The sequence below is a fragment of the Paenibacillus sp. CFBP13512 genome, assembly GCF_005233705.1.
Classification (GTDB): Bacteria; Bacillota; Bacilli; order Paenibacillales; family Paenibacillaceae; genus Saccharibacillus; species Saccharibacillus nuruki.
Genome location: NZ_QGAD01000029.1, coordinates 1 through 12,569 on the forward strand (window position 1 = coordinate 1; position 12,569 = coordinate 12,569).

13 protein-coding genes are annotated in these 12,569 nt (G+C 32.9%); 11 read left to right on the top strand and 2 right to left on the bottom strand.

Annotated elements, in window-relative coordinates; translation table 11 throughout:
* Positions 1-355, bottom strand: a 355-nt coding sequence (locus PaeCFBP13512_RS22210) for a hypothetical protein (RefSeq protein ID WP_137226065.1), incomplete at its 3' end; no start/stop codon positions are given.
* A gap of 202 nt (positions 356-557) precedes the next feature.
* Here PaeCFBP13512_RS22210 and PaeCFBP13512_RS22215 point away from each other — a divergent pair.
* Entirely contained in the window at positions 558-1,151 is a 594-nt protein-coding gene (locus tag PaeCFBP13512_RS22215; protein WP_275094500.1) for an AbiU2 domain-containing protein, read from the top strand.
* A 493-nt stretch (positions 1,152-1,644) separates the two neighbouring features.
* Here PaeCFBP13512_RS22215 and PaeCFBP13512_RS22220 read toward each other — a convergent pair whose 3' ends face one another.
* Complete coding sequence (locus PaeCFBP13512_RS22220) at positions 1,645-3,882, bottom strand: glycoside hydrolase domain-containing protein (RefSeq protein ID WP_137226069.1); 2,238 nt, start codon at positions 3,880-3,882, stop codon at positions 1,645-1,647.
* A 328-nt stretch (positions 3,883-4,210) separates the two neighbouring features.
* Here PaeCFBP13512_RS22220 and PaeCFBP13512_RS22225 point away from each other — a divergent pair, with 328 nt between their 5' ends.
* From PaeCFBP13512_RS22225 to PaeCFBP13512_RS23300, 10 genes are all read left to right on the top strand, one after another.
* Positions 4,211-5,395 carry a hypothetical protein gene (locus PaeCFBP13512_RS22225; protein WP_137226070.1) on the top strand — a complete coding sequence of 395 codons (1,185 nt, stop codon included), beginning with the start codon at positions 4,211-4,213 and terminating at the stop codon, positions 5,393-5,395.
* 166 nt (positions 5,396-5,561) lie between these two features.
* The gene (locus PaeCFBP13512_RS22230) at positions 5,562-6,695 is read left to right on the top strand and encodes a replication initiator protein A (protein WP_137226072.1); all 1,134 of its coding nucleotides are present in this window, start codon (positions 5,562-5,564) and stop codon (positions 6,693-6,695) included.
* Positions 6,696-6,720: 25 nt separating this feature from the next.
* A complete protein-coding gene (locus PaeCFBP13512_RS22235) occupies positions 6,721-7,563 on the top strand; it encodes a hypothetical protein (RefSeq protein WP_161594342.1) in 843 nt (280 codons plus the stop codon).
* Positions 7,564-7,716: 153 nt separating this feature from the next.
* Positions 7,717-8,106: a hypothetical protein gene (locus PaeCFBP13512_RS22240; protein WP_137226076.1), complete on the top strand. Its 390-nt coding sequence runs from the start codon at positions 7,717-7,719 to the stop codon at positions 8,104-8,106.
* A gap of 203 nt (positions 8,107-8,309) precedes the next feature.
* A complete protein-coding gene (locus PaeCFBP13512_RS22245) occupies positions 8,310-8,885 on the top strand; it encodes a hypothetical protein (protein ID WP_069329317.1) in 576 nt (191 codons plus the stop codon).
* A 29-nt stretch (positions 8,886-8,914) separates the two neighbouring features.
* The gene (gene nusA / locus PaeCFBP13512_RS22250; RefSeq protein ID WP_069329318.1) at positions 8,915-9,985 is read left to right on the top strand and encodes a transcription termination factor NusA; all 1,071 of its coding nucleotides are present in this window, start codon (positions 8,915-8,917) and stop codon (positions 9,983-9,985) included.
* Positions 9,975-10,451, top strand: coding sequence for a hypothetical protein (locus PaeCFBP13512_RS22255; RefSeq protein WP_069329319.1), 477 nt, complete (start codon positions 9,975-9,977; stop codon positions 10,449-10,451). The genes nusA and PaeCFBP13512_RS22255 overlap by 11 nt, the downstream gene beginning before the upstream one ends.
* Positions 10,452-10,462: 11 nt before the next feature.
* Positions 10,463-11,224: a hypothetical protein gene (locus PaeCFBP13512_RS22260; protein ID WP_137226079.1), complete on the top strand. Its 762-nt coding sequence runs from the start codon at positions 10,463-10,465 to the stop codon at positions 11,222-11,224.
* Positions 11,225-11,236: 12 nt separating this feature from the next.
* Positions 11,237-11,833, top strand: a complete 597-nt coding sequence (locus tag PaeCFBP13512_RS22265) for a hypothetical protein (RefSeq protein ID WP_137226081.1) — start codon at positions 11,237-11,239, stop codon at positions 11,831-11,833.
* 558 nt (positions 11,834-12,391) lie between these two features.
* On the top strand, positions 12,392-12,544 hold the full coding sequence (locus tag PaeCFBP13512_RS23300; RefSeq protein ID WP_161594343.1) for a hypothetical protein: 153 nt from the start codon (positions 12,392-12,394) through the stop codon (positions 12,542-12,544).
* The last annotated feature ends 25 nt before the right edge of the window (positions 12,545-12,569 follow it).

Consider the following 12,569-nt stretch of genomic DNA (forward strand, 5'->3'; position numbering starts at 1 on the left):
CTAAATTAATATCATTACTAGCAAAAGATAAATTACTTATGCAACAATTAAATTCATTATTATTATGATGTTCTATAATAAATTTTTTGCTATAAGCACTTAAAACCTCTTCTTCTCCATACCATAACATCATAACTACTTGATGGAGCATCTTTAAGGTTTTAAACTTACTTGCTCCAGTATAAATATATGATTTTTCATTATTTAAGTATTTTTTTTCATCAATGTACCAATTAACTTTAGAGAGTTCTTCCCAAATCATTGGAGTATAATCAGTAAATCCTATGATGTTAAGGTTCTTATTAAAAAAATCAATTTTATCGTCGGCATGACTTAGTTCAAGTTTTAATTTCATATTTGTAGAACTCCTTTTAGATTTTAGTTTATATACATGATTGCTGAAAATCAAAATAGCGATTATTGTTAATTAGTAAAATTAGATATTATAGTGTGAATTATTTAAATGGTTTTTAATTTCTTCATGATAATATAGGTGAGGCTTATATCATAAAACATGATAGGTGGAATCGTAATGGCAACTATTTAACAAAGAAGAAATAGAAGAATTCATGGATCAATTATTCTCAGAAATTAGGTATGCACATGATAAATTTTTTGTTTATACATATCTCTATAACCGTTTTGTAGATTTTCCTCAAACACAAGAAATTTCAAGTTCGTTTTTTGCCATATCTATGGACTCGTTACAAAATGACGCTATTATTAGAACAGCAAAATTGTTTGATAAAGGGCATAAAAGCTACGGTACACTTTATAAATTATTAAATCTTATGGAGGCTCATTTAGATCAGTTTGGTATAGTGAAAGATGAAGTGAAAGATAAGTTAGCTTCACACAAAATATACTATCAAAATCAAGAAGTGCTCATAAATAACTTATTAATTTGGAGAGATAAACACTTTGCTCATCCGGACAAGAAATATTTTTTGGATAAAAATCGTATTAATTTAGCAGAACATGCTCCAATGCTTGTTGGAGATTTACCAAAACTTTTAAAAACTTCAGTAGAAATATTAAATTTCTATTCTTATAAATTATTCGAAATTACCTACTTCTTTAAGGACTTTCAGATTGAACATGACGTTGATAAATTGTTTATGGTCTTTAATCAACATCTTGAAAATAATTAAGTAGTGGTGTTGATAGTTCAATTAAAGTAATTTAAATTTCAAAAAAAGGAACAATTGATTAAAGTCAATTGTTCCTTTTTTGTGCAGAGTTCTTTAATTATTGCTGGTATTATATTTCTACTAAGATCTATCTTAAAAATAAAACATACGAGATTAATACAGTAATTAAATTGACTATCCAAAATAAAATAATAGGCATTTGAGAACGTTTAGGTAAAAACCAATAACTGAGAAAAATGAACCCAAGAAACAAAACGATAAAGAATAAGTTGATAAAAAGAAAAAGTACAAACAAATTTTCATCACCGCGAATATCGGGGGCATAATAGTTGCCAAGAAAATAGCCAATATAGTACACGGTCACAGCTGTAAAACTTACTACATAATGCCAAAGGAAACTTAGAATAATTTGAATTAATATACACGATGTAAAAAGAAGACTTTTAAAAAGGGTACGATTCATGTTCAATGACATAACCTCATTTGTAAATAATTAATTTTTTTCTCTTGCTAACTTATTGTATTTTTCTAGAATAGGGTAGAACTGATACACTACATCACTATAAGCTAAAGCTTCCTCTCCCTTACCGTTGTAGCGTGTAATAATATCCTTGATTTCAGTACCACTATAACCATAATGCTTTGAAGGTAAACCGATTAAATTAGCTGCTCGAATAAGAACTAATGCACACGTCTCAATACTAAATTGTTTATCATTGTGTAACTTATTCCAAATGTATTCGACTTCTTTCCATTTCTCATAATCATAAGGATTACCTGTAATTAAGCCCTCGGATATAGCATAGTTAATGGAATCGATTGCAGTACTTGCAAAAATTTGACCAATACCAGTACTTGCATCAGGTCGTGCAAAGGCTGGAAGAGTTGGAGCAGGGGTAAATGCTTTTGTAATTGGTGGTAGATTATCCCAAAACTCAAACGAATTTTTGTATGCATAATACGATATCACAAGAGCATCAGAAACGGTATCATCTTGTCCTTCAGTGCTAAGTTCTCGAAGCAGTACAGATTGAATAAGAGCTTTACGAATACTAAAGCGGCGACTTTGTTCAGTAATATATTCATCTAAGCTAATTACAATTTGTGCAGCTTCTTGTGGCGTACGAACACTTTTTGCACGTTGAAGAGTAGTAAGAAGTTCGTCCACTTTGTCACTAGCTTCTTTCATAACTAAATCCTTGTATTCAGTTGGAAGTTCTACATCATCTAATGCAAGCTCTATAGGAGTAGATACTTTACTTACACCTAAATCTCTACCCGACATAATATTATTATCTATTTCTATAGCGCCTTCACCACTACCAATGAAAATAGTTGAGATCTGATCAAAAGCCCAATTGATAGGAAGATTGTAACCCAGATTCCCACTAAAACCGGTAGACATATCACTAACAAAACTGTTTACCGCATATCCAGCTTGAGAAACACGGCTACAAATATTGCGAGGGCCGTAAACTCCAATCCTGTACATACTACCTAATGCTTCCATCTTATTAGATAGTGCTTGAAAGTAGGGTAGAATATGACTTGTAACTTCTTCATCGACAGCATCATAATCGACAGCGAAATAAATGACGGTTCCTTTCTCGAAGCCAAAGCCATTAGCTGCAACAAGCCCTGTACGAGCATCGTTACTTCCTTGTTCTGGAGTGAAGTAGCTTAAACTATTACCCGCTGACTGACAGATAGGGAAAACACGCAAGCCCGCTGCAAAGATCGTATCTAGTTCACCGGGTTTAATTTTTTTAGGGATTTTCACTTCAGTCAAGTAGCGACCAACTGCTGTATATCCATTTTGTTTTAATGTTTGAGCTCGCGCGGGTGTAATTGTTGTAATACAATCACAAGCTGTCCCTTTACGTGTGTTATCTCCGGTACTAACCAATAAAGAAGCCCAAGTTTGTTTACCTGCAACTCCATCTGCGGTTAATTTAGTGAAGCTTTGAAAATTTCGTACAGCACTTTTAACGCCTTCATCATAGATACCATCAAAGCGACCAGGATCGTAATTGTTTAAATAAAGAGCATATTGAATAATAGCTACGAACTTCGTTTTTGTGCTACCTACATTAAGAGTAGGGCATAGTGACTTGGTCGTTGAACCAAAAGATCCATCTGGAGATCCTGAGCCTTGTTCTGATTGTAAAGCGTAAATTAATGCTTTATTAGTTGAACGTGCATAGCGACCGTCACATGGGATCAATCCTAGCGGTTTAAATAAAAGTTGGTAATAGTCCCGATTAAGGTTTTGCTGGATGGTTCGAATTTTATCGTCACCAACATTGATAAAAGCATCCATATTTAAAAGTGCTTTGATAATCATAGGAGATGCAACCCCATCTACATTTCTTAAACCTGCATCTTTTTGGAAACGTGCGATAGCTGCTTTTGTACCATCCCCATAAATTCCGGTAAAACCGGTAGGATTGTATCCTTTGCAATACATCGCCCCTTGAAGGATACGAATTTGATTGGAAATTGATCCATTCGTGTAATCGGAATTACTTGAAAGAGTAGGGCATGCATCAGTGGTAGCAGGCCCAAAAGAACCGGTAGGATCAGGAATACCGATTTCAAGTTGTAATCCTCGAATCAACGCACGAATCGTTCCCCACCCTGTTTGACCGTCTTCGTTAATTTTTATATAACCATTTCTTCCTGTATACGTTTTGTTTGCCCATTGTTGTACTTTTAATACCATTTCATCCATGATTATAACCTCGCTTTTTAATTTTAGTTAGTTCGCTTGATCGGTAGCCGACAAATTCAAAAAAGACAATCCATCTGTTCATTTTTAAATGAAGAATGTACCTATTAACAGTAGTTCGTTTCTAACCTCCTTATAATGAATTGAAAAAGGTGTTCATTAATAAAGGAAAATTAGAGTCTGAAAATACAACACATTATTAAAATTTATTTTGAGTCTGCTTGTTTGCGAAATTTATAATTTTATTTATGGATAGATTAATTGAATAATTTGGTTTACATTAAAAAGGTTCGACTATTTTGATCTGTATATGAATAAAGGGGAGTATGGCATGGTAAAGAAAGAAATTAATGTAGTCATCGCGGTAAAAAAAATCTTATGGATTCACAGTCTGGTTTTGTTATGTTGTTTAACATTATTTATGTATTCAAAACAAATTGAAGCGAGTACCTCTAAAGAATTACCTGCATCAACTTGGGAAAAAACATTTCCTGTAGGTGATTATGTAGCAACTGTATTTGAAGCAAATAAATCTACATTTGTTCAAACAGATAATGGAGATGACAGACCGTGGAATTCGTTGAAAAGTTCTAATGGATCATCTATCTATTCATTTAAAGCTACTACCATGGATCTTTTTGGCTCATCTTATTCCTTTCTGACGACTACGAACGGAAATACATTTTGGTTAAAACCCTCACACGTTAGCAAGGGGACTTGGAAAAGATCGATTGTGGCTATTGACCCTTCAGGTAAACAGCTATGGGCACATTCATTTATAGAATCTTCAAAAAATGCAAGAATCTATGAATTGAAAAATAGTAGTCTTATGGTGATTATCGATCTGGGAGGTAATCCAGGGAAACATTTAACAAAAGCCTATATTTATGACCAACAAGGAAAATTAATAAAATCTAAAATCTTAAATGGGTTTTTGGAGACGGCTGAAGGGGGAAAGATCATTACAGTCGATGGCTATTCAACAAACAATAAAGACTATTCTGTACCAGTAAGAGTGTATAGCGAGTCATTAGATTTACTTTATCGGTTTACTCCTGGACTGAATTTTACGATTTCTCCTGAAGTTACAGATGATGGCACTATTTATATCTATAGTACAAACAGCAAGAAAAAAATAGAGTTGATCTACGCCTTAAATGATGCAGGAAAAACACTATGGAAGAAAAGCTTAACGTACAGACAGTTAAAGCAGTTAACTCATTCAAAATCTAAATTAATTCTAGACATGGGGAATTACATTTCTTTCTATGATAAACAAGGGAATAGAAAGAATCATAAATTATCGAATACAAAACGGTTTACTCCTATAAGTATTTCGCCTAATAAAGAAAGCATTTTGATTCACGATAGTACGAAGATTACAAGTTTGAATGACAATAATTTAAAAGCCAAGTATGAGTTTTCTGTAGAGCCTGAAGAAGACTATTATAGCGGTAATAATAATGTCTTTTATAGCGGTTTTGAAAATATACTTAAAAAATATGAAGTGAAATAATAAAAAAGAGTCCTTCTTAACCAAATAGAAGGGCTCTTTTTGAGTTAGTTAAAGAACATTATAATCCGTAAACTCACATAATCTTGTACTGATTTATTTGCATAATAGGTAAACTACTATAGAATTAATTTAGAAGATAGTTGTACCTGATAAAGGAGTGTTAAAGATGGCCTCTAAGAAACAAAGCATCGATCAGCATTTAAGTAAGATCATGTCTCTGAATCTATCGATTGGAGATTTAGCAGTCCAGAAATTGATTGCTGAAGCAGCTGACGAATTTAAAACTAAAACAAAAAGTGAGACAGCCAAATATATATTTGAAAACTCAAAAAAAGAAGTTGCTCTAAATATGAAACTTCTAGAACCTAGTATAACTGAAGATGAAAAAATGGAAATTAATAAACAAATTCAGAAATTGAAGATCACTAACTTGATCTATGAGGAAGCCCAGCAGATGCGTATCAAAACTTATTATTCGCATCCATCATTTCCGTATGGACATGTCTTCTCAGATAGTGGAATTAGCTCAGTTTCTACTAAAATGGCAAAGAATGTCGTTGTAAGTGAAGATAATTTAGTGAGGGATAATCGAAGAACGCGTATCTATCATCCTTCTCAAAAGGAGCTCACGCTTCAAGATGCGAAAGTGCTCATTGGAATCCATAAGTTATGGGAACAGCATGATAAGCAAAAATCATTTGAATTTACAATTTATTCTTTAGCAAAAGCTATTAATCGAGACACGAGCGGAAAAACATATAAAGAAATTTGGTCTTCTTTAGAAGCTTTGCAAGATAGTAAATTTGAGTTCATTTATGCTCATGAAAAAGGAATCTTAGAAACTATTGATCGTATCACTATTCTGCAAGCGATCGGTAAGAGTGATCCTAATTCCTCATTTAAAGTAACATTCTCGGATGCTGTTTATAAATCGCTTAAATCAGGAGCTATCGCTTACTTAAGTTTAGCTATACTGGAAGACTTGAACACAAATACAGCGCAAAATTTATATTTATTTTTTCCATCTCAAGTAGAACAGGGTATTACAAGCTGGCGTATTGATGAAATATGCGAATTGATGGGAATCAAAGCAAATCGACCTGCCAAAAAAATAGAAATAGTGAAGGCTGCTTGCGATAACATGGTGGAGCTAACGCTCCTGAACAGTTATAAACTACATCAGGATGAAGCTCAAAATGTAACTCTAATTATCAATCCTTCATCATTGTTATTAAAATCCACTAAATTAGCTCATCACAGTGATCAAAAAATTGAACAGATATCTTTAGATTTAAAGTAGTGTCCTTTCAACCCCGATATAGGATGTGTTTGAATTGATAAAACTATTCAAAAAATGGCGAAATATTCATCAAGAATATGATTCTGTAAGCTCAAAAGATATCAATGAACATCGTTTTAGAATGGCTACTATGATTAAACATTATTACAGCATTCTAGAAAGTATGGAATTGGATAAAATCATGAACTTGAGGAAGCTAGATCCACAGGTTGGATTAAATGCTTATGAGTTTTATTCGGAGTTTTATCGTAGGCAATGGAAGATTGTACATCCGAGCACATTATACGGACAATGTATTCATTCTTTATTAAAAGTGTATAAAATAAATGGTGTAATAGAGTCGGTAGTATCCAGATATGAAGATGATTGCAACGATAGTATATATATGTATCCTGCAATGGATCGTCTTGATTATTTAGTATTGGTTACTTGCAATAAGGCTAATTTATTTTACTATCCACGTTATGAGGGAGTATATCTGCATTATGGAACAGCAGAAGAAAAAGTGCCTTCACGATTAACGCTAAGTTATAGTCGAAGTGGCATATTAAATTTGGGTGTTCTGCATTCGGTTAAGCGTAGGATAGGGCATGGTTCTATTCTTTTGGAATCCCTAGAGAATTTGCTTCATTTATTTGAGGAAAGTATTCATGCACAAAATAAAGCTCTCTACTATGAATATTATCCAGATCCTAATGACCGACGTATTGATTTTGATCACTTTCTCAAAACGTTTGATGCTTATAAATTCAAAAAACGAATTGTAGGCAGAGTGGGACAAACGGATAATGTAGATATAGAAGATGTACGAGCATTTTATGCGAAAAATGGATTTTTGCAGGATAACGAAATTTACAAACAGTATTAAAATTTCTGTTGTAGCGATATTAGAATCATGCTACTATTAAGGTAATCCAATAACAAATTATGCGAAGCACGCATCTAACCATCAGGTTAGTTGCGTGCTTTTTTTGTTTTTAAACAAAAAAGGTGGTGAAGAATATTGCTGTTGAAACTTATCGTGTTCTTTTTATTGATAACTTCAGGTGTAGTTGGTTTAGGCTATTTATGTTTCTTTTTATATAAGTATTATAGAGATCAAAAAAGGGAGGAACTTCATCAAAACTTATTAAAAACAGAAGAAAAATTAGCAACGTATACTTGGTTCGAAGCCAATTTGCATTTGTTTATCAAAAATAATTCTTCATTTGAAGTTATTTTAAATATGGTTCACGACGACCATTACAATTACATTGATCGTCTTGATCTCAAACATGCCGAAATGTGGAATTCATTTTTAAACGGAAAGCTACAATCTAAATATATTTTGAAAGAATTAGCTACTGAAAAAGAAAACATAAAAGCCAACTACACTCAAATGATACACAAAGTAAATAGAGGTTGGTATTAGTATTTTTATCTGGTCGACCATCGAAATAGCCACTCTAAAAACAACATACAACCCGTTCATAGGAATTAAAAAACATTGGCTTGCAGCATACATGCTAATTCTAAATTTAGCGCTTGTTATCGTAGCAAAGAAGATGTAAAGTTCCCTTTTTCAATATTTAAGTGTATTTCCTATTAACGGAGTGTCTGCAAAGAAAGGATATTATGAAAATTAACTTAAATAAGCCTGCTCGTGTTTCAAAGTCGTCTCTTTTAACAGAAGAAAGTAGAAAAACTTCTCATGAAAGAAACGGTTCGATAAATGAAGATATAAAGTATAGGATTTATTCGACCCTATTTGGTGTAGTCCTTATAGGAGCTATTTTAGGCATTATTTGGGCTGGTGTTGCTATGTTTTCCACAGCAACTACCCTGCTATCTTCTAAAATAGAAGCAACTGCGATAAAAGAACCGGTTGATCCTTCACCGGTTATTCCTTCAGATACCGAAGAAGTTATTGATTCATTTATGGATGTAGGCGATAAAGTCGAAATCAAACAGATTCAATATATTCACTATCAATATGGATATAGAGATTATTATTTAATTGGATTAACCAAGAAAAAAGTATTAGATTGGTACGAAATATATCCAGAAGAAGTTATTTATGATGCTGATAAAGTATCTTACATTGAAAGAAAAAAAGATAATATCGGAACATTAAGCAATTCCATAACTTATGTTATTCATTTGACAGATCAATTTCCAATGATCATTTCGCATGTTGCTAACAACGATTAACTATTATTCCGACTATGAGGAGACCCATAATGAACCCGACTTTTATAAATGCACTGTCTACACTAGAGCAGGAGCATAATATTTCAAAACTACATTTAATAAAAGCGATTGAAAAAGCATTACTAGCTAGTTACAAGAAAAAATATAATACGGATGCGAATGTAGAGATCGTTATCGACTCTGTTACTGGAACTATACGAATAGTTCTCAAAAAACTAGTTGTGGATGAAATCTTAGATGAGCGTTTAGAAATTACTATTGATGAAGCTCGTTCGATTAATCCTATTTGCGAATTAGATGACTACATTGAAGTAGAAATAGAACCTGCTAATTTTGGAAGAATGGCTATCAACGTGGCTAAACAAGTAATAACAGAACAAATCAAAGCAGCTCAAAATAACAATCTACAATCCCTGTATGTAGATAAAGATGACTCTCTTATGAAAGGCACTATTATTGGCCAAGACCCATTTAACTACTATGTTCAATTAGATACTACTGAAGCGATTCTTCCTAAAAACGAAACTATGCGATCAGACCAATTTTCTCTGAATCAAGAAGTAGTTGCTTACATGGTAGGTTTTGAGAATCATTCCAAGAAAGGCAACATTCTTCTTTCTCGTAATCACCCTGGATATTTAAAGAAAATATTAGAACTCCATATTCCTGGAATTGCAAATGGAGCGATTCAGATTCAATCGATTGCGCGTGAAGCTGGATATCGATCTAAAGTGGCTGTAACTACATCTCATCCTGATTTTATCGGTCGTGTAATCGAGGCTTGTGTGGGCGATAAAGATTCAAAAGGAGCCTTAATTCGAGAAGTTATCAGTCATCTTGGATCTGAAAAACTCGATATTATTGAATGGTTTGAGGAACCAGAACAGTATATCCAATCTGCGTTAAATCCTGCTCAAGTCATCAGAGTCGATGTCTTAGATGAAGAAAATGCTAGAGTGATTGTTCATGAAAACCAGTTAACATTAGCGATTGGTATTAAAGGACAAAACGTTAGGCTTGCTGCAAGACTAACTGGGTACAAAATTGATCTTTATTCTGAGACCTCTGCTCTAGTAGCAGACCTAACGCATGATGAATAAACAATGGGTTGAATCTAGTAAAAAACTTATGTTTGTAGGTCTTTTCTTGGTTAAATCAGCATTGATTATTAGCTTGTTCTGGCTATTCAATAAAGGGATTGGTGGATTTTTCGCGCAGATCGGATCAGTACTCGGTAATTTCCTTTTATTTCAGGTCATTGTTTCTTCTTTTTTGTACAAACATAAAGCTAATTTTATTTTAGATATTATAGAAACAAGAGATTTTGATAAAGAAGTAGATCGACAAACGTTCATGAAAACAGCAGTTGTGGGTGCTCTCTATGCGCTAGTTGCTTCATTGCTCTTAATTGTACCTTTGTATAATGACTCTAATCTTGTAGAATACTCTATTTACTTGATTTGCTTTATTTATATCGTAATTTTCCATATGATAAACTTGAAGCATAAACGTGAAATGCGTAGCTTACAGCAAGAATGTTATAAGCTAAGTCAATCTGCACGTTAAAGGAGAGTATTATGCCTACCAACAATATAGTTCCGTTACAGGAACGAATGGGTCTGAGTGAACGTAATATTATGTATTTGTTAGTATTTCGAGAATTAGCTGTAGCTTCTAATTTTCCAAATGCAATATATCAATCTATTAAAAATGAACTTCAATATATTAATCGTGGTAAAGCGCAATCTTATTTGTATGCTGTAGTCGATGAAATGGCAAATTTCGGCTGGATCGAAATTATTGAAACGCAAGGTACAAAAAAATACTATCGCATTACATCTTCAGGTCATCAAAAAGTAGAGAATTTCCGTATCCTCTTTTTACAGTCTATTGTTAATATCAAATCAGTTGCTCAACATTTTTATGATTTAATTAGTGGAGGTACGCCATCTGCACCGGTGATGCTTACTCCCAGCGAAAAGAAGATTTTTAATCGGTTGGTCAATGTAAGACATTTAACTATGTATTTAATATTATCGATGCTAAGCGAATCTTCTAACTCCCATCTAACCGGTAAACAATTGTGGGACTTAATCGGTCAACGTCATCTCTGGCAACCTGGAGACAAGTACATTTATGAAATCACACGAATGATGGAAGAAGACAAGCATTTTATTGCTGGAGAGTGGACGAACCATCGTAGATCTGCCTACTTATATCATATTACGGAGACAGGTACATTAGCGATCAATTACGAAGCTCAACAAAGTCTCCATTACTTAATAGAGATTATACGATATGCTACTTACTTGATCTTATTATTTCCAAGCCCTAAGTGAAAGGTGATCCAAATGAAAGCATTAAACTTTACTCTGTCTTTATTCAAAAAATATAATATGGATTTCAAATTGTCTGAAGCTCAACAGGATGATCTTCATAAAGCAACAATCATTAAAGTTTCTCACCAAGATGTGCAACGAGGGCATATTGAATCTTATCTTAAAAAGATTCATTCTTTAGAAAAGAAGAAAAAAAATACAGTTACCACATTGATTATTATTTTTGAAGGCTACGAAGATGTGAATTTAAAAATTTTCAATGTTCCCGAACTTAAACAATGGATTCGAAAGTTATATATTGTAAAACCGAATCTGTTTTATTACTTAAGAAATCATTCTGATCATTATGTTCATGATATCTTAATGTGTTTGGTTGAAGCGAATCCTTCTTTTTTACCAACTCAATTTAAAAAGTATGCCAACCCTAGTTTACTTGTACATGGTGCTGATGCGATCCCTACGATTGAAAAAATTGCCGATAAACTTGTGCAGTTTTCGATAAAAAGAAAACACAGTTCTCAAGAGATATTTTCTATCGTTATCAATTTTCTTGCTGCAACCGAATATGAAGGTCATGTCGAAGGAAATAAAATCAGACTAGAGTATTAGTACAGTTTAAGTATAAGCCCTAATCAAATTGCTTATTAGGTAAAGATAGCTTTACAACAATTGATCAATACACTGCAAAAGTTTTGTGATCTTGCTGATAGAATAAGAACGCAAATCTCTATTTTGAGGAGTCCCTATGAATTTAGAAAAGTTATTATGTTTATATTCGTTTATTAGAACTTATTTACGCTTCTATTTATTGGTTTGTATGATTTTTTCTTTCTCTTTTGTAGCCTACTATTCATATATTGAAAAAGAATCCTTTACTATAAGTCTGCTTTTAATACTATTTCATTTATTTAACGCAACATATACATTTCTTCTTTATATGAGATTATCGACTGGAGTTCCATTTCGTTATCCTTTCAAAACCTTCACCCTTGTTCCTATACTTCTTCTCTTTCCTATTTTTCTGGATCATATGTCTCATTCAACATCGGAACAGATGACTATGTGGCTTATAGCTACTTTCTCCACATTTCTTGTGATTATTTTGGTATGTTATATGATTAAACGCCTGCTTGTAAAAGTGATAAAATATAAATTGGAGGAATACTCATGAAACACAATGAAGAAAATGAAAAACAAAGACAACAGGAATATCAACTAATAAGTATGAATATCTCTTTTTTCAAACAACTTTTTGCACAACCTCGTAAATACGGTGGTCGTCATGAAAATCCAATATTACTTTCACCTAAAAATCAATAAACATCAGAAGATATATATACCTAAT

Excerpts from the sequence above, each read along its gene's own strand:
- PaeCFBP13512_RS22220 (WP_137226069.1), bottom strand. The coding sequence starts at position 3,882 with ATGGATGAAATGGTATTAAAAGTACAACAATGGGCAAACAAAACGTAT.
- PaeCFBP13512_RS22225 (WP_137226070.1), top strand. The coding sequence starts at position 4,211 with ATGGTAAAGAAAGAAATTAATGTAGTCATCGCGGTAAAAAAAATCTTA.
- PaeCFBP13512_RS22230 (WP_137226072.1), top strand. The coding sequence starts at position 5,562 with ATGGCCTCTAAGAAACAAAGCATCGATCAGCATTTAAGTAAGATCATG.
- PaeCFBP13512_RS22245 (WP_069329317.1), top strand. The coding sequence starts at position 8,310 with ATGAAAATTAACTTAAATAAGCCTGCTCGTGTTTCAAAGTCGTCTCTT.
- nusA (WP_069329318.1), top strand. The coding sequence starts at position 8,915 with ATGAACCCGACTTTTATAAATGCACTGTCTACACTAGAGCAGGAGCAT.
- PaeCFBP13512_RS22255 (WP_069329319.1), top strand. The coding sequence starts at position 9,975 with ATGATGAATAAACAATGGGTTGAATCTAGTAAAAAACTTATGTTTGTA.
- PaeCFBP13512_RS22260 (WP_137226079.1), top strand. The coding sequence starts at position 10,463 with ATGCCTACCAACAATATAGTTCCGTTACAGGAACGAATGGGTCTGAGT.
- PaeCFBP13512_RS22265 (WP_137226081.1), top strand. The coding sequence starts at position 11,237 with ATGAAAGCATTAAACTTTACTCTGTCTTTATTCAAAAAATATAATATG.
- PaeCFBP13512_RS23300 (WP_161594343.1), top strand. The coding sequence starts at position 12,392 with ATGAAACACAATGAAGAAAATGAAAAACAAAGACAACAGGAATATCAA.